Below are 16,945 nucleotides of genomic sequence, written 5' to 3' on the forward strand. Positions count from 1 at the left end.
CCAGCGTGAGCGACATCACCACCGAGACCGAAGAGCTCGACACCGAGGTCCCCATCGACACCGAGGGCCCGGTCGCCTACACCTCCGAGACCAACCCGGCTCCGGAGCAGCGCGCCGAGCAGGGCCGGGTCGCGGTCATCAACCCGGCCGGCGCCACTGGTCGCCGCAAGGAGGCCGTCGCCCGCGTCCGGATCGTCCCGGGCACCGGCAAGTGGAAGATCAACGGGAAGGACCTCGATGTCTACTTCCCGAACAAGGTCCACCAGCAGCACGTGAACGAGCCGTTCGTCGTCGCGGGCCTGGAGGGCTCGTACGACGTGATCGCCCGGATCAACGGCGGCGGCATCACCGGCCAGGCCGGTGCGCTGCAGCTCGGCGTGGCCCGCTGCCTGAACGCGGCGGACCTCGAGGCGAACCGCCCGGGGCTGAAGAAGGCCGGTCTGCTCACCCGCGACGCGCGGATCAAGGAGCGGAAGAAGGCCGGACTCAAGAAGGCCCGTAAGGCGCCTCAGTACAGCAAGCGCTGATCACCTGATGGGGCGTTTGTTCGGCACGGACGGATTCCGTGGCCTGGCGAACGTGGACCTGACCGCGGAGCTGGCGCTCGACCTCTCGGTCGCGGCAGCTCACGTACTCGGCGAGGCCGGTGCCTTCCAAGGGCACCGGCCACGCGCCGTTGTGGGGCGGGATCCGCGGGCCAGTGGTGAGTTCCTGGAGGCGGCGGTGGTGGCCGGTCTGGCCAGCGCCGGCGTCGACGTGGTGAAGCTCGGCGTGCTGCCGACGCCGGCGGTCGCGTACCTGACCGGTTCGACCGGTGCCGATCTCGGCGTGATGCTGTCGGCCAGCCACAACCCGATGCCGGACAACGGCATCAAGTTCCTGGCCCGGGGCGGGATCAAGCTCGACGACGCGATCGAGGACGCGATCGAGGCCAAGATGGGCGAGGAGTGGCAGCGCCCGACCGGTGCCGACGTCGGCCGGGTGACCGATGACGGCCAGGGCTTCGAGACGTATGTCTCGCACCTGGTCCGCTCGGCCCCGAACCGGTTCGACGGCCTGAAGGTCGTGATCGACTGCGCGAACGGCGCCGCGTCCGAGACCGCGCCGGAGGCACTGCGCCGGCTCGGTGCCGAGGTGATCACGGTCGCCGCCGCGCCGGACGGCCTGAACATCAACCTGAACTGTGGCTCCACCCACATCGAGGGTCTGCAGCGCGAGGTGCTCGGGCACCGCGCCGACGTCGGCATCGCGCTCGACGGCGACGCGGACCGCTGCCTGGCGGTGGACGCGAACGGCGAGCTCGTCGACGGCGACCAGATCCTCGCGGTGCTGGCGCTGGCGATGCGGGACAGTGGCCGGCTGTCGAACGACACCGTGGTCGCGACCGTGATGAGCAACCTCGGCTTCGTCCAGGCGATGGTCCGGGAGCAGATCGCGGTCGAGCAGACCAAGGTCGGCGACCGGTACGTGCTGGAGGCGATGAAGGCCGGCGGCCACAAGCTCGGCGGTGAGCAGTCCGGGCACGTGATCCTGTCCGACCACGCCACCACCGGCGACGGTACGCTGACCGCGGTGATGCTGCTCGCGCGGGTCGCCCAGACCGGCAAGGGCCTGGCCGACCTGGCCGCCGCGATGACCCGGCTGCCGCAGGTGCTGGTGAACGTGAAGAACGTGGACAAGTCGCGGGCCGGCACGGACGCGGCCGTTCAGTCCGCGATCGCCGCTGCCACCGCGCGGCTGGGTGACACCGGCCGCGTCCTGCTCCGGCCGTCCGGCACCGAGCCGCTGGTCCGGGTCATGGTCGAGGCGGAGTCGTCGGACACGGCACACGAGATCGCCCACTCGCTCGCCGATGTGGTCGCGACCTCGCTCAAGCTGTAAGAGCACTACGCCGAAGGGGCCGGATCTCCGGCCCCTTTCGCGTTGTCAGGACCCGTTTCAGGACCTGTTTCAGGACCCGTTTCAGGACACCGAGATGTCGACCGACGGGCGCAGTACGGCGGCCGCCGCGAGCGCCTCGTGCACCGGGTTCGCCAGGAACTCCTTGATCAGTCCGTCCTCGGCCGGCGCCTCCGCCCGCGGCAGCGCGAGCTGTTCGTACGCCGCCTGGAACCGCGGACCCCAGCGACGCGTACCCAGCCGGGCGGTCCGCGAGCAGTTGTCCACCATGTACGCGACGTCCCGCGCGTGCATGTACGGCAGCAGCGAGTCGACGGCTTCGATGATCGACTCGTTGACGATCTCCGACCAGGCGTGGCCACGGGCGGCGAACTCGTCGGCCTGGGCGGTCATCGTCGCCACGAACAGCCCCGCGGTCAGTGGATCGACAACGGCGGGCGCAACGTCCCGCCGCGCGTGCGCTTCGGTGCTGTACGACCACATCGGGCTGCCGCTGATCGCGGTCATCGGCCGGGTCGCGAGCCGCTGCTCGGCCAGGATCACGCTGCGCAGTTCGGTGCCATCGGCCACTTCGTCGTAGATCTCGGCGACCAGGTCGCGGGCCGGCTGGTACGCGGCGGCGTACGCCCGATCGAAGGCCTCCTCGTCGCCGGTGGCCGCGCGGACCGCTGCCAGCCCGGAGTCCGAGATGGTCCGGGCGATCGGGCCGGTGATCGACTCGGTCGACCGCTGGTACGCCGTCCCCGGGTCGTCGCCCGTGATCCGGAAATGCCGGTACAACGCCTCGACCAGGCCGTGGACGGCGCCGAGCAGGATGGCCCGCTCGCCGACGATGTCGGACAGGTACTCGGACCGCAACGTGGTCGCGAACGTGTACGGCGACCCGAGCGCGATCGACCAGGCCAGCGCCCGATCGGTCCCGTGCCCGTCCGGGTCCGCGTGGACGGCGATGCTCGCGTTGATGCCGGCGCCGTTGATCGTTTCGCCCTGCTGGTACAGGCGGCGGACCGAGTCGCCCATGCCCTTCGGGCAGACCGCGATGACCGGATGCCCGGCCGGGAAGTCGCTGCCGATCGTGCCCAGGTGACCCAGCAGGAATCCGTGGGACAGACCAATGGTCGCGCCCGGTGACAGCGCCGCGAAGATCCGCTCGTGGTTCGCGGCCAGCGCGGCGTCGGCGATCAGCAGGACGACCAGGTCGGACCTGGCGGCCACCTCGAGCCAGTCGCCGAGAGTGCCGTTCTCCTCGGTGAAGCCGTTCTTCCGCGCATCCGCGGCCGAGGCCGAGCCGGGACGCAGCCCGACCGACACCACCACGTCGGTGCCGGCCAGCGAGTCCCGCAGGTTCAGCGCCTGGGCGCGGCCCTGCGGTCCCCAGCCGAGGACGCCGATCCGCCGGACGCCGTGCAGCGCCCGCGGCAGCAGCGGGAACAGGTCCCGGCCGCCGCGCACGATCGTCTCGGTCCCGCCGGGAACGGTCATGGTCTCGGTCCTGAAGACCGACGAGCTGATGGTGTGCATGTCTTTCAGTGAAAGCGGATCCGGTACATTGCAGCAAGCGCAACATCTGCATCGGATCGTTGCGGGAGGTGAAATGGAACGCCGTGAGCTGGAGTTGTTCCTGCATCTGGCGCGGACGCTGAACTACGGGCGGACAAGTCTGGAGTCGCATGTCAGCCCGGCCACCCTGACCCGGACGATTCAGCGACTGGAGACGCGGGTCGGGGCGCGGTTGCTGGATCGCGGTCCGCGCGGCGTGGTGCTGACCGCGGAAGGCAGGCGGTTCGCGGCGTACGCCGAGCAGGCGCTGGCGCTCTGGAACGACTATCGCGCCGGCGCGGACGAACCGGCCGGGCTGACCGGCGAGCTGAAGATCTTCGCGACCGTCACCGCCTGCCAGATGCTGCTGCCGGACCTGCTTGCGCCCTTACGCGAGGCGCATCCGCAGATCCGGCTGGATGTGCGTACGGGCGACGCCGCGGCTGCCCTTGCCCGGCTGGATGAAGGCGAAGTGGATGTAGCGGTCGCCGGGATTCCGCGCCGGCTGCCGCAGACGCTGGTCAGCCGAACGGTCGCGGTCACGGACCTCGTCCTGGTGAGCAACGGTGAGCCACAGGACGAGTACGTCGTACCCGCGCGTGGGCTGGTGCGGGAGGCCGCGTTCAGGTGGTTTCGGCGGGCCGGGGTGAAGCCTGTGATTGCGGCGGAGACCGACGGACATGAAGCGTTGCTCGCGCTGGTCGCTCTGGGCTGCGGGATCGGCGTGGTGCCGCGGCTGGTCCTGGATTCGTCGGTGATGCGGGACCGGTTGGTCGAGGTGGAGGCCGAGCTTGATCCGCTTACGGTCGGGCTTTGCGCGCGGCGGGACGATCTGCACCGGCCTTTGGTCGCCGCGCTCTGGGAGCCGCGACCGTAGCGCCGGGGTTCAGTTTCGCCGGGACCAGTTGGGGTGGGAGCGGCTCGGCGCCTTCGAGCTCGCGGAGCAGGGCCTCGGTGCCGAGCTGGCCAAGCTCGGGACCGGGCGTGCGCATCATGGTGAGCTCGGGGTCGGTCATCGCGGCGGTTTCCGGGACCATCAGCAAGGACAGCACGGAGATGTCGCCCGGTACGTCATGACCTGCGCGTTTGAGGCCCGCGACGGCGCCGAGGGCCGCGTACTCGTTGAGGACCAGGATCGCGGTGGTCTCCGGATGATCCGCGACCAGTCGCTCGGCGGCGACCTTCCCGGCCTGGGTGGTGTCCAGGCAAGGCACGACCACGACCGGCAGGCCGTACGCGGCGGCGACCCGGCGGTACGCGTCCTCGGTCCGCACCCACGGCCCGTACGAGTGGAAGCGTGGATCGCTCAGATCACCGGAGATCAGCGCCAGCTCGCGATGCCCCTTCTCGTACACGTACCGCACCGCGTCCTCGACCGTCGCGTCGAAGTCGATGTCCACATGCGGCAAGCCGTCCAGCTCGTCCGTACGCCCGATCAGCGCGAACGGAGTACCCGCCTCCTGGAGGACGTCGATGCGCGGATCATCCAGCTGCACTTCCATCAGCACGACGCCGTCGACCAGGCCCTGTCCGAGCAGCTCGCGCAGCTCGACGCCGTCGTTGCCGACCGGCCACAGCACCAGGTGGTAGTCCTCCTTGCGCGCCGCCTCGGCCGCGCTGGTGAAGAACTCGGCCGTCGACATCCCGAACCGGTGCTCCAGCGCCGGGTACGCCATCGCGATGATGTGCGTACGCCGGCTGGCCAGCGCGCGGGCGACGACGTTCCGCCGGTAACCGAGCTCGGCCATCGCCTGCTCGATCCGCGCCCGGGTCGCCGCGGTCACCGGTTTGGTGTCGTTGAGCAGGAACGAGACGGTCGCGATCGAAACCCCGGCCCGTTCGGCGACGTCGCGCATGGTGGCCATCGATCCAGCCCCCTCCGAACTCTTGACAGCGGTGTGACCTAGGGAACATAGTCCTTCAACGCCTCAGTTAAGCGGTTTACCGGCGAAATCGCAAGGTTCACCGCTGCCCGGTCAAACGCTGCGAAGGAGTCCGATGTCATGATCAGCAAGCGGATCGCCGCCGTGCTGGCGGGTGCGACCACGGTGTCGCTCCTGCTGGCGGCCTGCGGTGACAACGGCGCCGGCGGCCAGTCGCCGGCGTCCGGTGACAGCGTCAAAAGCCTCACGATCCTGGACTACTACAACAACGATCCGGACAAGTCCCTGGTCCAGAAGGGGCTCGACGCCTGCGCGACCAAACTCGGCATCAGCATCCAGCGGGAAACGGTGCCTGGTGACACCTTGATCCAGAAGGTGCTGCAGCAGGCGTCGTCGAAGACCCTGCCGGACGTGCTGATGCTCGACAATCCCGACGTCCAGCAGATCGCGGCCACCGGTGCGCTGGCGCCCTTGAACGACCTCGGCCTGAACTCGGACGGCGTCATCAAGGGCATGGTCGACGCGACCTCGTACCAGGGCAAGCTGTACGGACTGGCGCCGGTGACCAACACGATCGCGCTGTTCTACAACAAGGACCTGCTGGCCCAGGCCGGCGTCCAGCCGCCGAAGACCTGGGACGAGCTGAAGGCCGCGGCGAAGAAGCTCACCAAACCGGGCCGGTACGGGATCGCCTTCAACGCCAACGCCACGTACGAAGGCTCCTGGCAGTTCTTGCCGGCGATGTGGACCAACGGTGGTGACGAGACCGACCTGAACAGCCCGCAGGTGGCGGAAGCCCTGCAGTTGTGGGTGGATCTGGTGCAGTCGGGGTCCGCGTCGAAGAGCGTCATCAACTGGACGCAGGGCGACGTGAAGGACCAGTTCGTGGCCGGCAAGGCGGCGATGATGGTGAACGGCCCGTGGCAGATCCCGGCCCTGGAGAAGGTGCCGTCGGTGAAGTGGGACGTGGTCACGTTCCCGGTGAACAAGCCGGATCAGACACCGGTCGCGCCGCTCGGCGGCGAGGCCTGGACGGTCCCGCTGAACAAGGATCAGGCCAAGCAGCAGAAGGCCGCGGACTTCGTGAAGTGCCTGAACTCGGACGAGAACGAGCTGGCCTGGGCCAAGGCCCGGTTCACTCTCCCGACCAAGACCGCGCTGCTCGACGAGTACGCCAAGGAAGTGCCGTCGATGAAGGCCTTCGCCGAGCAGGTCAAGACGGCCCGCGCCCGGACCGGCAAGCTCGGCGACAAGTGGCCGGACGCCGCGAAGGTGATCTACCAGGCGATCCAGCTGGCGCTGACCGGTAAGGCCTCGGCCCAGGACGCCTTCAAGCAGGCGTCCGGCGGCTGATCGGCATGGTCACGCTGACCCGTACCACTCGCGCCACGACAGCCGGCCGCGCACGGGTCCGCGGCCGGCGGGGCGAGGACCTGACCAAGGTGCTGTTCGTCCTTCCGGCGGCGGTCGCGATGGTGGCGCTATTCGGCTACCCGGTGGTCAAGAACCTGTTGATGAGCCTGCAGGACTACGGGCTGAAGACGTTCTTCACCGGCGTCGCGCCGTGGGTCGGGCTGCAGAACTACGGCACGGTCGTGTCCGACAAGCTGTTCTCGGACGCGATGCTGAACACGGCGCTGTTCACGATCGGGTCGATCGTATTCCAGTTCGCGATCGGGCTGGGCCTGGCGCTGTTCTTCCGGAACCGTTTTCCGCTCAGCGGCCTGATCCGTTCGCTGCTCCTGCTGCCGTGGCTGCTGCCGCTGATCGTGTCCAGCGCGACCTGGCGGTCGATCCTCGAGCAGGACAGCGGCATCCTGAACCGGACCCTGCTGGGTCTGCACGTGATCAACGATCCGGTGCCGTGGCTGAACTCGCCGTCGGTCGCCCTGATCGCGGTGATCGGGGTGAACATCTGGATCGGCATCCCGTTCAACGTGACCCTGCTGTACGCGGGCCTGTCGGAGATCCCCGACGAGCTGTACGAAGCCGGTCAGCTCGACGGCGCGACCGGGTGGCGGGCGTTCGTCTACATCACCTGGCCGAACCTGCGGTCGGTCGCGAGCGTACTGCTGATGCTCGGCGTCGTGTACACGATCAAGGTCCTGGACATCATCCTCGGCCTGACCGGTGGTGGTCCGGCGAATGCGACGCAGACGCTGGCCACCCAGTCGTACGAGAAGTCCTTCGTCGACTTCCGGTTCGGGCAGGGCGCGGCGCTGAGCAACATCCTGATCGCGATCTCGTTCGTGTTCGCGATCTTCTACCTGCGCGGCACCCGTCGCGCCGTCGACGAGTAGGAGGAGCACGATGAAACGTACGGCGTACGCGATCATCGGCGTACTCATCCTGTGCGTGATGCTGTTCCCGGTCTACTGGATGGTGAACGCGTCGCTGCAGCCGTCGGGCAACACGCTGACCGCGGGCTTCCTGCCGTTGCACCCGACCTTCGCCGGCTACAAACGCGCTCTCGACGAGCAGGGCGGGAACCTCGTCACCAGCATGATCATCGCGGCCGGCACGGTCGTGCTCAGTCTCGCGATCGCGACCCCGTGCGCGTACGCGCTGTCGCAGTTCCGGTCCCGGTGGGTGTCGATCGGGCTGCTGGCGATCCTGATCTCGCAGATGATCCCGGGGATCGTGATCGCGAACGCGCTCTACACCGCGTACGAGCGGATCGGCCTGCTGAACTCGATCCCCGGCCTGATCCTGGCGAACTGCAGCAGCGGCATCCCGTTCGCGATCCTGATCCTGCGGTCGTTCATGCTCTCGCTGCCACCGTCGCTGGTGGAGGCCGCGCGGGTGGACGGCGCCGGGCTGTTCCGGGCGTTCGTCGCGATCGTGCTGCCGATCAGCAAGAACTCGCTGATCACCGCGGGCCTGTTCAGTTTCCTGTTTTCCTGGAGCGACTTCCTGTTCGCGCTGACGCTGACCACCAAGGGTGGCGTCCGGCCGGTGACGCTCGGGATCTACCAGTACCTCGGCACCCAGGTGCAGAACTGGAACGCGGTGATGGCGACCGCGGTGCTCTCGGCGATCCCGGCCATCGTGCTGCTGGTCGCCGCGCAGAAGTACATCGCCGCCGGCGCCATCGGCGGGGCCGTCAAATAACCATTGGGGAGACCAATTATGAAGGTACTTGTCTGGGGCGAGAACCGGCACGAACAGGTCGAGCCGCACGTCCGGGAGATCTATCCCGACGGCATGCACGAGACCATCGCGGCCGGCATCCGGGAGAACCTGGACGCCGACGTTTCCACCACCACGCTGGACGAGCCGGAGCACGGCCTGACCGAGGAAGTGCTGGCCGGCACCGACGTCCTGGTCTGGTGGGGCCATGCCGCGCACGGCGAAGTCGACGACAAGGTGGTCGACCGGGTGTACCAGCACGTCCTGTCGGGTATGGGCCTGATCGTGCTGCACTCCGGTCACTGGTCGAAGATCTTCGGCAAGCTGATGGGTACGACCTGCACGCTGCGCTGGCGCAGTGAACGCGATCGCGAACTGGTCTGGACGGTGAATCCGACGCATCCGATCGCGCGCGGCGTACCGCATCCGATCGTGATCGAGCAGCAGGAGATGTACGGCGAGTTCTTCGACATCCCGGTACCGGACGAACTGGTCTTCGTGTCCTCGTTCTCCGGTGGCGAGGTGTTCCGTTCCGGCTGCACCTTCCGGCGCGGGCACGGGAAGATCTTCTTCTTCTCGCCGGGCGACCAGGACTACCCGGTGTACCACCACCAGGACGTCCGCAAGGTGATTGCGAACGGCGTCGAGTGGGCACAGACGGACCTCCCCGAACGAAAGGTTCCGACCTTGCTGCGCTACGAGACCGGCGACTTCTTCAACGGACATGGTTACACCGGCCCGATCGAGGAGCCCGCGGATGCCTGAACCCGTACGCCTCCTGCAGGCCGGCGCCGGCGGGATGGGCCGCGCCTGGCTGCGGACCATCGCCGCGAACCCCGACGTCGAGCTGGCCGGCCTGGTCGACCTCGATGTCGAGGTGGCCCGGGCGGCCGCGGACGAACACGGGTTCCGTGACGTCCCGGTGGCGGCGTCGATCGACGAGCTGGCGGGCGCCGCGGACGCGCTGATCGACGTGACCGTGCCGGCCGCGCACCCGACGGTCAGCGTGGACGCGTTGCTGCGTGGGCTGCCGGTGCTGTGCGAGAAGCCGCTGGCCGAGACGGTCCGCGAGTGCCTCGGCATGGTCGCCGCCGCGGAGGTGAGCGGGAAGCTGCTGATGGTCTCGCAGTCCCGGCGGTACTTCCGGGCCGTCACCGCGTTCCAGCGGCAGCTCGCCGAGCTCGGGCCGATCGGCACGCTGACCTGCGAGTTCTACAAGGCGCCGCATTTCAGTGGTTTCCGGGAGCGGATGGCCGAGCCGCTGCTCGTCGACATGGCGATCCACCAGTTCGACCTGTCCCGGAAGCTGATCGGGGCCGAGCCGGTGTCGGTGTACTGCGACTCGTACAACCCGTCCTGGAGCTGGTTCGACGGCAATGCCGCCGCGTCCGCGATCTTCACGTACACGGACGGCACCCGGTTCGCGTTCTCCGGCAGCTGGTGCGCCGCGGGTCTGGAAACCTCGTGGAACGGGCGTTGGCGCGCCAGTACGCCCGGCGGCACTGCCACCTGGGACGGCGACAACCCGCCGGTCGCCGCGCTTTCCTCCGGCGAAGACCTGCCCGCTGTCATGACCGACGACCCCGAAGAGATCGCCGGCTCCTTGTCCGAGTTCGTCGACGCGATCCGTACGTCGACAACACCTCAGTCCGAAGTGCACTCGAATGTCGTCAGCATCGCCATGGTCGAGGCCGCCGTACGCTCCGCCCGTGCCGGCGTTCCGGTCCAGATCGCCGACGTCATCAACGACGCGTACACCGAGGCTCTGGACACCATCACCACCCCCGCCCTCCAAGCCGCCCTGGCCGCCTGGCCCAACCCCCTGAAGGCCGTCGGCCTCGACTGACACCCCCACGCGCACAACCTCCCCAAACCGGTTTGGGGAGGTTGTGCGCGTGGAGTGGGGAGGGTTGTACTCCCGGTTTGGGGTGTCGGGTGCCCCAAACCGGTTTGGGGGGCTGGGGTGCGTTTAGCCTGGCGGGCATGAGTGAAGTGGTGACCCGGGCTCGGTTGGTGCCGATGCGGCCCAGGGATCCGGATGAGCCGGGGCGGGTGGCGTCGTCGCTGGAGTTGTTCTTCGACCTGGTGTTCGTCGTCGCGGTGAGTGTGGCTGCTTCGCAGTTGCATCACGCGTTGTCGGAGAAGCATGTCGGCAGCGGGTTGTTGTCGTTCGCGATGGTGTTCTTCGCGATCTGGTGGGCGTGGATGAACTTCACGTGGTTCGCCACGTCCTTCGCCACCGACGACTGGCTGTACCGGCTGCTCACGATCGTGCAGATGAGCGGCGTACTGGTGCTGGCCGCCGGGATCGAACGCGTCTTCACCGAGAAGGACTTCCGCGTCGTCGTCCTCGCGTACGTGGTGATGCGGGTCGCGATGATCGCGCAATGGCTGCGGGCGTCGCACTCGGCGGGGGAGAGCCGGCGCGCGACGCTGTTCTACGCCGGTGGGATCGCGACCGCGCAAGTGCTCTGGCTGGTGTTCTTGGTGCTGCCGGAATCGATCCAGCTCGCCGCCTGGGTGGTCTTCGTGCTCTTCGAGATCGCCGTACCGGTGGTGGCCGAGCGGCGCGGGATGACGCCGTGGCATCCACATCACATCACCGAGCGGTACAGCCTGTTCACGCTGATCCTGCTCGGCGAAAGCCTGCTCGCCTCGGCGAACGCGATCATCGAGGCAGTACACGACCACGAGGCGCTCGGCCCGCTGATCGCGTTGTCCGTACTCACGCTGGTCGTCACCGCGGCGCTTTGGTGGATCTACTTCTGGCCACCGCACCACACCGCGATCACGTCGCTGTGGCGATCGCTGCGGTACGGGTACGTGCACTACTTCGTGTTCGCCGCGGCCGGAGCGTTCTCCGCCGGTATCGAGGTGGAGATCGACGTGATCACGCACCACACCGAGCTCAGCGACCTCGCCGCGTCCTACACCGTCACGGTCCCGATCGCGATCTTCGTCCTCGGGATCTGGTGGATCGCCTTACGAGACAACGCCGACCGCGTGGTGAACCTCGTCGTACCGCTCGGCGCCGTCCTGGTCCTGCTGGACCCGCTCATCCCAGTCCCATTCGCACTCACCGCACTCTTCATGGCCCTAGTCGTAGCAACCCTAGTCATCCGCCCCCCAATCACCCGCCCCCCAATCACGGACCCGCCAACCACCGGCCCGCCAATCACCGGCCGGCCAATCACCCGCCCGACCCACTGACGTCTCAGGGGTCAACCCCTGTGCTGGTGGGTTGGCCCGTGGCATGCACCAGGGACAACCCACAAACTCAGGGGTTGACCCCTGAGACGGGACGGGGCCGCCTGGGTCGACTGGCCGCCCGCCAATCACCCGCCCGCCAACCACCGGCCGGCCAACCACCGGCCGGCCAACCACGGGCCCGCCAATCACCCGCCCGACCCACTGACGTCTCAGGGGTCAACCCCTGTGCTGGTGGGTTGGCTCGTGGCATGCACCAGGGACAACCCACAAACTCAGGGGTTGACCCCTGAGACGGGGACGGGGCCGGACGGGCCGGTGGTGGGGCCGGCGGGACCGGACGGGCCGGCTGGGCCGGAGGGGTCGGCTGGGCCGGACGGGCCGGAGGGGGCGGCCGGGGTGGTGGGGGTGGTGGGGTTGCCTAGTTCGGCGAGGGCGGTGGCTACGCGGCCGTGGGCGGCTTCCAGGGCGGTTCGGGCGGCGGGGATCGGGGTGCCGGTGAGGAGGTGTACCAAAGCGGGCTTGAGCTCGCCCTCGGACGCGGCCAGTGCGGTTTCGCAGGCGGTCTCGTCGGCGCCGGTGGCCTCGCCGAGGATGCGCAGCATCCGGCCGCGGAGCTTCTTGTTGGTGGCGACCAGGTCGACCATCAGGTTCGACCAGGTGCGGCCGAGTTTGATCATCAGCGTGGTCGAGAACGCGTTCAGGATCATCTTCTGCGCGCTGCCGGCCTTCAGCCGGGTGGAGCCCGCGATCACCTCCGGGCCGGTGTCCGCGGCGACCACGATGTCGGCCAGCGGCGCCAGCGGGGCGTCCGGGTTCGAGGTGACCAGTACGGTGGTCGCCCCGGCCGCGCGGGCGGCTTTCAGGGCGCCGGCGACGTACGGCGTGCTCCCGGAAGCAGCGAGGCCGACGACGAGGTCCTGACCGGTGACCGCGGCCGCGTCCAGGGCGCCACCGTCCTCGGAGTCCTCGACGTTCTCGACCGCGCGGAGCAGCGCCTCCATGCCGCCGGCGTGGTGGGCGACCACCAGCCCGTCCGGAACGTGGAAAGTGGGCAGCAGCTCGGCCGCGTCCAGCACCGCCAGGCGCCCGGAGGTGCCGGCGCCGAAGTAGTGCACCCGGCCGCCGCTGCGGATCGCCTCGACGGCGGCGTCCACGGCCTTGGTCAGCTCCGGGATGACGGTCGCGACGGCGCCCGCGACCCGGGCGTCCTCGTTGTTGACCAAATGGAGGATTTCGGACGTGCCCACCGCGTCGATGGCGAGCGTCCTCGGGTTGCGCTGCTCGGTCGGTGAGGTCACGGGCTTGATGTTAGTTTCCTACCGAAGCTTTTTCAATTCCGTTCATCCTTGACGGAATTGGTTGACGTTACTCGGATCCTTTGAGCCGGTGCCCACGGACCGCGCTGGCAGTCTCCTCGAGCGCCTTCCGGGCGTCCGGCAGCACCTGCTGCGCGACCCCGATGAACAGGCAGTCGATCACCGTCAGCTGCGCGATCCGGCTGGCCATCGCCCCGGACCGGTACGTCGTCTCCCGGGCGGCGGTGGTCAGCACCAGGTCGGCGGTCCGGGCCAGTGGGGAACGCGGAAAGTTTGTTACCGCGACCGTGGTGGCGCCGTGTTTGGCGGCCTCCTCGAGCGCCTCGACCACCTCGACCGTGGTCCCGGTGTGCGAGATCCCGATCGCGACGTCGTGCGCACCGAGCAGCGCGGCGCTGGTCAGCGCGATGTGCACGTCCGACCAGGCGAACGCGACCCGGCGAATCCGGTGCAGTTTCTGCTGCAGGTCCAGCGCGACGAAGGCGCTGGCGGCGAAGCCGTACAGGTCGACCCGCGGCGCCTTGGCGACCGCGTCCACCACCTTGGCCAGGGTGTCCACGTCGACCTGCTGGGCGGTCTCCCGGACCGCCCGCTCGTCGGCGAACGCGACCTTGCTGACCACGTCGGCCAGCGAGTCCCCGGGCTCGATGTCACCGCCCACCTCGGGGTGCGCACTCTCCTGCGCCGACTGGGCCGCCAGCTGCAGGCGGAGCTGCGGATAGCCGGGGACACCGATCTGCTTGCAGAACCGGATGACCGTGGTCTCCGAGGTGGAGGCCACCTCGGCCAGTTCGGAGATCGTCATCGCCGCCACTCCGCCCGGGTCCGCGAGGACCGCGTTCGCCACCCGCTGCTCGGCCGGCGCCAGCGCGGGCATCACCGCGCGGACCCGGACCAGCAGCGGCCCCGTGGGTTCTGGAGAGGTCGTTGAATTCATGACAGCCACGGTACGGCGCCCATGCACCAGATGGGATCACCGACGCGAAAGTCTCCAACCTGATGCGATGAAAGACTCCGGCGAGCGTTCTCCGTCGAGCAGTACGCCGCTCCCGCTGGTGATCTTCACGCCGTCCACGTACACGCCGCGGCCCTGGTACTGCGGGTCTGACGTGTACCGCCAGCGGATGGTCTGCTCGCCCGCGCCCAGATCGGCGCTCGCCTGATGCCAGCGCCGGTCGCCCGAGCCGCTGATCGAGCCGTCGGTATCGACCACCGACCCCCGATCCAGTACGGAGAACGGCACTTTCGTCCAGGTTGTGCCGTCGGTGGACGTCTCCAGGTACAGCAGATCGGTGTCCTCGGTGTCGACGAACAGGTCGAAGGCGAGCTTCGCCCCACTCGGCGGAACCGCGATCCTGGCAGCCAAGGTGGTGGTCGCGTTGTCGGCCGTACCGGAGAACCAGGCGTCCTTGCCGTGCCGCGGCCCGACGCCGAGGGCCAGCGCGAGGCCTTGCGCGACGGCCCGGCGGGCCGGGCTGTTGCTGCCCCAGTCGCGGCTCGGGTGGACGCGGTTGCTGAGCAGGATCGCGAACGAGCGCGAGTCGAAGTCGATCACGATCGACGTCCCCGTGTACCCGGTGTGGCCGGCGGTGCGCGGACCGGACAGCCCGCCCATGTACCAGCGCTGGTTCAGCTCGAAGCCGAGGCCGTGGTCGTTGCCGGGGAAGCCCTGGTTGAAGTTCGTGATCATCGCGGTGACCGAGGATTCCTTCAGGATCCGGGCGCCGCGGTAGCTGCCGCCGTTCAGGAACGTCTGCGCCAGTACGGCCAGGTCGTCCGCCGTACTGAAAACGCCCGCGTGTCCGGCCACGCCGCCGAGCGACCAGGCGTTCTCGTCGTGCACCGAACCCCAGACCATGCCGCGCGGCGGGGAGGACTGGTACTCGGTGGCGGCGATCCGTGGCTTCTTCTTCGGATCCGGGTTGTAGCCGGTGTCGCGCATCTGCAGCGGCTTGGTGATCCCGTCCGCGACCAGCTTGTCCAGCGGCTTACCGGTCACCCGATGGGCCAGCTCGCCGAGCGCGATCAGGTTCAGGTCGCTGTACAGGTACTTCGTACCGGGTGCGTCCTGCAGTTTCGCGGTCAGGGCGAGCTGCAGCCGCTCCTCCGGTGTCTTCCCCATGCTCCACAACGGCAGCCAGGACGGGAATCCGCTGGTGTGCGTGAGCGCCTGCCGGACGGTGACGTGCTCCTTGCCGTTCTGCGCGAACTCGGGGATGTACGAGGCGATCGGCGCGTCCAGCTCGGCCTTGCCCTTCTCGACCAGCTGCAGTACGACGATCGAGGTGAACAGCTTGGAGACCGACGCCATGTCGAAGATCGTGTCGGTACGCATCGGGAGCTGCTGATCCGGCGGCAGCTCGGTGCCCTGGCCGTCGGCGTACTTCACCGCCAGGCCGGTGGCCGTCCGGGTGACGATCTTCCCGTTGTGGCCGAGCAGCGTGACCGCGCCCGCGTACATCGGCTTCGCCGTCCCGATCGGCTTGGTCCAGGCGGCCACCTGGGCCAGCGCGGCGTCGATCGGCGCCGGATCGAGACCGGCCTGGGCGGGCGTCGCGTCGCGCAGCAGCGTGGTCTTCGGCGCGTAGCCGTCGTGCGGCCGGTCGAACCGGCCGGAATCGTTGCTGCCAGCAACTGCAGGGGTTGCCATCGTGAGTATCACCGCAGAGACACTAGTCATTGTGGCCCACCGCTTCATTGGTGCGCTCCCTTGTACAGAAGGTACTTCGCCCGCCGAGCGGTCCACGCTCCGGTCTCGGGCTGCCAGGCCGCGACGATCTGGTCGGCGGTCGCGCCGGCGAGCAGCATGGTCCGGAATCGGTCCGATCCGGTCAGCAGGTCGATCCATCGGCCGGGTGGGGTCTCCGCCCGCCAGGTGAACTCCGGGTAGAGCTTACGGGCCTCGACGATCATGTGCGTCGCCGCCGTGATCGCCTCGACCCGGTCCGGATCGGTGATCTGTACCTGCAGGCCACCGCACAGGACGTTCGCGTTCTTGCTGATGGTCGGCGTGAAGTACGCCTCCCGGAACGCGACACCGGGGATGTTCTTGGTCTGCAGTGCCTGCGCCCAGCGGTAGTCGACGTACGGCGCGCCGATCAGCTCGAACGGCCGCGTCGTACCCCGGCCTTCGGACATGTTGGTCGCTTCGAACAGACAGAGCCCCGGGTACAGCAGGGCGGTGTCCGGGGTGGGCATGTTCGGGCTCGGCATCACCCAGGTCAGGCCGGTCGCGTCGTACAGCTGGTCGCGCTTCCAGTTCGAGACTTGGATGACGGTGAGGTCCTTCAGCCGGCCGCCGTTCGGCTCCAGCGGGAGGTACTCGGCGTCGAACATCCGGGCCAGCTCGCCGACGGTCATGCCGTGCTGCTGGAGGATCTCCTTCTTGCCGACGCCGGAGGTGTACCCGGGTTTGAGCATCGGCCCGCGCGCGTACCCGCCGACCGGGTTCGGCCGGTCCAGGACGACGAACCGCGCACCGGTACGAACGGCCGCGAGCATCGCCTCGAACATGGTCCAGATGTAGGTGTAGAACCGCGCGCCGACGTCCTGGATGTCGAAGACGACGGTTTCCACACCGGACTTCGCGTAGAGCGTCGCGAGCTTGTCGGCGTTCGCGCCGTACGCGTCGTACACCATGATTCCGGTCCGCGGGTCGACGTGATCGCCCTCCGAACCGCCCGCCTGCGCGCTGCCGCGGAAGCCGTGTTCGGGACCGAAGACCGCGACGATGTCGACCTTCCCGGACGCGTGCATGGTGTCCACGATGTGCGTGTAGTCGGGCAGGATGCCGGTCGGGTTGCTGATCACGCCGACCTTCTGGCCGGCCAGCGCGCGCCAGCCGCTCTTCGCGAGCACCTCGGCGCCGGTCATCACCTTGCGGTGCGTCCCGGCCTGGGCGGTGGGTACGTCGATCAGCGGTGCCGTGGCGAGAGCGCCGGCACCCGCGAGCAGACTGCGTCGCTTCAT

At 68.6% G+C, this 16,945-nt stretch carries 15 protein-coding genes; 9 read left to right on the forward strand and 6 right to left on the reverse strand.

From position 1 onward, the window contains the following. The first annotated feature begins 5 nt into the window (after positions 1–5). Both rpsI and glmM read left to right on the forward strand, forming a co-directional pair. On the forward strand, positions 6–527 hold the full coding sequence (gene rpsI, locus ABD260_RS09815) for a 30S ribosomal protein S9 (protein ID WP_130441429.1): 522 nt from the start codon (positions 6–8) through the stop codon (positions 525–527). Positions 528–534: 7 nt separating this feature from the next. After that, positions 535–1,881, forward strand: a complete 1,347-nt coding sequence (gene glmM / locus ABD260_RS09820; RefSeq protein ID WP_344233070.1) for a phosphoglucosamine mutase — start codon at positions 535–537, stop codon at positions 1,879–1,881. 81 nt (positions 1,882–1,962) lie between these two features. Here glmM and ABD260_RS09825 read toward each other — a convergent pair whose 3' ends face one another. Then, positions 1,963–3,420: a ketol-acid reductoisomerase gene (locus ABD260_RS09825; protein ID WP_344233071.1), complete on the reverse strand. Its 1,458-nt coding sequence runs from the start codon at positions 3,418–3,420 to the stop codon at positions 1,963–1,965. Positions 3,421–3,493: 73 nt separating this feature from the next. On the opposite strand from ABD260_RS09825, the gene ilvY reads away from it, so the two are divergent. Continuing rightward, positions 3,494–4,315: an HTH-type transcriptional activator IlvY gene (ilvY, locus tag ABD260_RS09830; protein ID WP_344233072.1), complete on the forward strand. Its 822-nt coding sequence runs from the start codon at positions 3,494–3,496 to the stop codon at positions 4,313–4,315. On the opposite strand, the gene ABD260_RS09835 is transcribed toward ilvY, so the two are convergent. Continuing rightward, positions 4,239–5,303 (reverse strand): LacI family DNA-binding transcriptional regulator, encoded by a 1,065-nt coding sequence (locus tag ABD260_RS09835; RefSeq protein ID WP_344233073.1) that lies wholly within the window; start codon positions 5,301–5,303, stop codon positions 4,239–4,241. The genes ilvY and ABD260_RS09835 overlap by 77 nt on opposite strands. A gap of 138 nt (positions 5,304–5,441) precedes the next feature. Between ABD260_RS09835 and ABD260_RS09840 the strand changes: the two genes are divergently transcribed. The 6 genes from ABD260_RS09840 (at position 5,442) to ABD260_RS09865 (ending at position 11,660) form a co-directional block, all read left to right on the forward strand. Then, the gene (locus tag ABD260_RS09840) at positions 5,442–6,674 is read left to right on the forward strand and encodes a sugar ABC transporter substrate-binding protein (protein WP_344233074.1); all 1,233 of its coding nucleotides are present in this window, start codon (positions 5,442–5,444) and stop codon (positions 6,672–6,674) included. Positions 6,675–6,679: 5 nt separating this feature from the next. Beyond that, a complete protein-coding gene (locus tag ABD260_RS09845; protein ID WP_344233075.1) occupies positions 6,680–7,621 on the forward strand; it encodes a carbohydrate ABC transporter permease in 942 nt (313 codons plus the stop codon). Positions 7,622–7,631: 10 nt separating this feature from the next. Further along, positions 7,632–8,432: a carbohydrate ABC transporter permease gene (locus ABD260_RS09850; RefSeq protein ID WP_344233076.1), complete on the forward strand. Its 801-nt coding sequence runs from the start codon at positions 7,632–7,634 to the stop codon at positions 8,430–8,432. Positions 8,433–8,450: 18 nt separating this feature from the next. Then, the gene (locus ABD260_RS09855; protein ID WP_344233077.1) at positions 8,451–9,215 is read left to right on the forward strand and encodes a ThuA domain-containing protein; all 765 of its coding nucleotides are present in this window, start codon (positions 8,451–8,453) and stop codon (positions 9,213–9,215) included. Continuing rightward, positions 9,208–10,296: a Gfo/Idh/MocA family protein gene (locus ABD260_RS09860; RefSeq protein ID WP_344233079.1), complete on the forward strand. Its 1,089-nt coding sequence runs from the start codon at positions 9,208–9,210 to the stop codon at positions 10,294–10,296. The genes ABD260_RS09855 and ABD260_RS09860 overlap by 8 nt, the downstream gene beginning before the upstream one ends. A gap of 137 nt (positions 10,297–10,433) precedes the next feature. After that, on the forward strand, positions 10,434–11,660 hold the full coding sequence (locus ABD260_RS09865; protein ID WP_344233080.1) for a low temperature requirement protein A: 1,227 nt from the start codon (positions 10,434–10,436) through the stop codon (positions 11,658–11,660). 272 nt (positions 11,661–11,932) lie between these two features. Here ABD260_RS09865 and murQ read toward each other — a convergent pair whose 3' ends face one another. The 4 genes from murQ to ABD260_RS09885 all read right to left on the reverse strand — a co-directional run bounded on the left by murQ (position 11,933) and on the right by ABD260_RS09885 (position 16,945). Next, positions 11,933–12,958, reverse strand: coding sequence for an N-acetylmuramic acid 6-phosphate etherase (murQ, locus tag ABD260_RS09870; protein WP_344233081.1), 1,026 nt, complete (start codon positions 12,956–12,958; stop codon positions 11,933–11,935). Positions 12,959–13,025: 67 nt separating this feature from the next. Next, positions 13,026–13,913, reverse strand: a complete 888-nt coding sequence (locus ABD260_RS09875; protein WP_344233082.1) for a MurR/RpiR family transcriptional regulator — start codon at positions 13,911–13,913, stop codon at positions 13,026–13,028. A 36-nt stretch (positions 13,914–13,949) separates the two neighbouring features. Next, complete coding sequence (locus tag ABD260_RS09880; RefSeq protein ID WP_344233083.1) at positions 13,950–15,626, reverse strand: serine hydrolase domain-containing protein; 1,677 nt, start codon at positions 15,624–15,626, stop codon at positions 13,950–13,952. Positions 15,627–15,670: 44 nt separating this feature from the next. Beyond that, positions 15,671–16,945 carry an exo-beta-N-acetylmuramidase NamZ family protein gene (locus tag ABD260_RS09885; protein WP_344233084.1) on the reverse strand — a complete coding sequence of 425 codons (1,275 nt, stop codon included), beginning with the start codon at positions 16,943–16,945 and terminating at the stop codon, positions 15,671–15,673.

The sequence above is a fragment of the Kribbella hippodromi genome, assembly GCF_039531045.1.
In the GTDB taxonomy this organism is placed as follows: domain Bacteria; phylum Actinomycetota; class Actinomycetes; order Propionibacteriales; family Kribbellaceae; genus Kribbella; species Kribbella hippodromi.

Excerpts from the sequence above, each read along its gene's own strand:
- glmM (WP_344233070.1), top strand. The coding sequence starts at position 535 with ATGGGGCGTTTGTTCGGCACGGACGGATTCCGTGGCCTGGCGAACGTG.
- ilvY (WP_344233072.1), top strand. The coding sequence starts at position 3,494 with ATGGAACGCCGTGAGCTGGAGTTGTTCCTGCATCTGGCGCGGACGCTG.
- ABD260_RS09885 (WP_344233084.1), bottom strand. The coding sequence starts at position 16,945 with ATGAAGCGACGCAGTCTGCTCGCGGGTGCCGGCGCTCTCGCCACGGCA.
- ABD260_RS09865 (WP_344233080.1), top strand. The coding sequence starts at position 10,434 with ATGAGTGAAGTGGTGACCCGGGCTCGGTTGGTGCCGATGCGGCCCAGG.
- ABD260_RS09855 (WP_344233077.1), top strand. The coding sequence starts at position 8,451 with ATGAAGGTACTTGTCTGGGGCGAGAACCGGCACGAACAGGTCGAGCCG.
- ABD260_RS09875 (WP_344233082.1), bottom strand. The coding sequence starts at position 13,913 with ATGAATTCAACGACCTCTCCAGAACCCACGGGGCCGCTGCTGGTCCGG.
- ABD260_RS09850 (WP_344233076.1), top strand. The coding sequence starts at position 7,632 with ATGAAACGTACGGCGTACGCGATCATCGGCGTACTCATCCTGTGCGTG.
- ABD260_RS09860 (WP_344233079.1), top strand. The coding sequence starts at position 9,208 with ATGCCTGAACCCGTACGCCTCCTGCAGGCCGGCGCCGGCGGGATGGGC.
- ABD260_RS09880 (WP_344233083.1), bottom strand. The coding sequence starts at position 15,626 with ATGGCAACCCCTGCAGTTGCTGGCAGCAACGATTCCGGCCGGTTCGAC.
- ABD260_RS09825 (WP_344233071.1), bottom strand. The coding sequence starts at position 3,420 with ATGCACACCATCAGCTCGTCGGTCTTCAGGACCGAGACCATGACCGTT.
- ABD260_RS09835 (WP_344233073.1), bottom strand. The coding sequence starts at position 5,303 with ATGGCCACCATGCGCGACGTCGCCGAACGGGCCGGGGTTTCGATCGCG.
- ABD260_RS09840 (WP_344233074.1), top strand. The coding sequence starts at position 5,442 with ATGATCAGCAAGCGGATCGCCGCCGTGCTGGCGGGTGCGACCACGGTG.
- ABD260_RS09845 (WP_344233075.1), top strand. The coding sequence starts at position 6,680 with ATGGTCACGCTGACCCGTACCACTCGCGCCACGACAGCCGGCCGCGCA.